This window comes from Oceanotoga teriensis (assembly GCF_003148465.1).
In the GTDB taxonomy this organism is placed as follows: Bacteria; Thermotogota; Thermotogae; order Petrotogales; family Petrotogaceae; genus Oceanotoga; species Oceanotoga teriensis.
Genome location: NZ_QGGI01000045.1, coordinates 1 through 1,618 on the forward strand (window position 1 = coordinate 1; position 1,618 = coordinate 1,618).

Below are 1,618 nucleotides of genomic sequence, written 5' to 3' on the forward strand. Positions count from 1 at the left end.
ATTTTACAAAGGAGGAACCTAAATGAATTATACACAAAATAATAAAATAAAACAAGTGGATGAAAAAACATTAGTAGTGGGAGTAGATATAGCAAAAGAAACCCATTATGCAAGAGTATTTGACAATAGAGGGATAGAATTAGGAAAAGTAATAAAATTCAAGTCAAATATAGAAGGGTTCAGGAAATTAGAAGAATATATAAAAGAAATAAAAAGAAAGGAAAAAAAAGAAAAGATAATAATAGGAATAGAACCAACAGGACATTATTGGTATACATTAGCAAATTATGTAAATAAAAGAGGAATGAAGTTAGTACAAGTAAATCCATATCATGTAAAACAAGCAAAAGAATTAGATGATAACACACCAAGTAAAAGTGATAGAAAGGATCCAAAAACAATAGCGATGTTAGTTAAAGACGGCAGATATAATATACCATATATGCCGGTTGGGATATATGCAGAATTAAGAAAAACAAATGAAATACGTGAAGTAATAAAGAAAAAAATATATGCAATAAAAAATAGAATAGAAAGATGGTTAGATATATACTTTCCGGAATATAAAAAAGTATTTAAAGGAATATATGGAAAAGCATCAATGATTACATTACAAACCATGGCAACACCAACTCAAGTATTAAATTATACAGCAGAAGAAATATTAGAAATATGGAAAAAAGATGTAAAAAGAGCAGTTGGAATAAAAAGAGCAAATAAATTAATAAATATAGCAAAAGAATCTGTAGGTATAACAGAAGGATTATTAATGGCTAAATATGAAATATTATATTTGGTAAAAGAGTATAAAAAAGTAGAAAAAGAATTAAATGAAATTGAAGAAAAATTAAAAATATTAGTATATAAAATACCAGGAATAGAAAAAGCTTTAACAATTAAAGGTATTGGAATAATAACTATATCTGGATTTATTGCAGAAGTAGGAAATATTAATAGATTTAGTCATCCAAAACAAATAATTAAATTAGCAGGTTTAAATTTAAAAGAAACTAGTTCCGGTAAACATAAAGGTAAAACAACAATAACTAAAAGAGGTAGAAAAAGATTAAGAAGTTTATTATTTAAAGCCATACTACCAATGGTAGCTAAAAATAATGAATTTAAATTAATTCATAAATATTATACTAATAGAACAAAAAATCCTTTAAAGAAAAAACAATCACTTATAGCTTTAATGGCTAAATTAATTAAAATAATATATACATTAATAAAAAAGAATATAGAATATGACCCAAGTAAATTAATTAATGATATTCATGGAAATAAAAAGATACAGTTCTTAACTGTATAGATTATTAAATAATAACAATAATAACTAAAAGTGAGTTAAGTCGGCATAATATTTTCCATTAGGGCACGACCCAGTTTAGGAGCAAAGCTGACAAACCACCTTAGGATAAGCAGAACGAAGGAATTTTGGCCTTAGAGCCAGTGAGATATGGGAGGTTAAGCTACCTGAGTATATGTGGTTGATATTTGACCTAATATTAACTAATTAATGGTAACTACTACCATATTTTATGTTTATTAATTTTTTAATAAATAAAATTTCTTTCATTATTTATTATCTTTTATATTTTTTTGTTTTTTTTAATTT

The 1,618-nt window shown here is 24.7% G+C and carries 1 protein-coding gene; it reads left to right on the top strand.

Features of this window, described 5'->3' with window-relative positions:
* The first annotated feature begins 22 nt into the window (after positions 1-22).
* Positions 23-1,312, top strand: coding sequence for an IS110 family RNA-guided transposase (locus tag C7380_RS13395; RefSeq protein WP_109606750.1), 1,290 nt, complete (start codon positions 23-25; stop codon positions 1,310-1,312).
* The last annotated feature ends 306 nt before the right edge of the window (positions 1,313-1,618 follow it).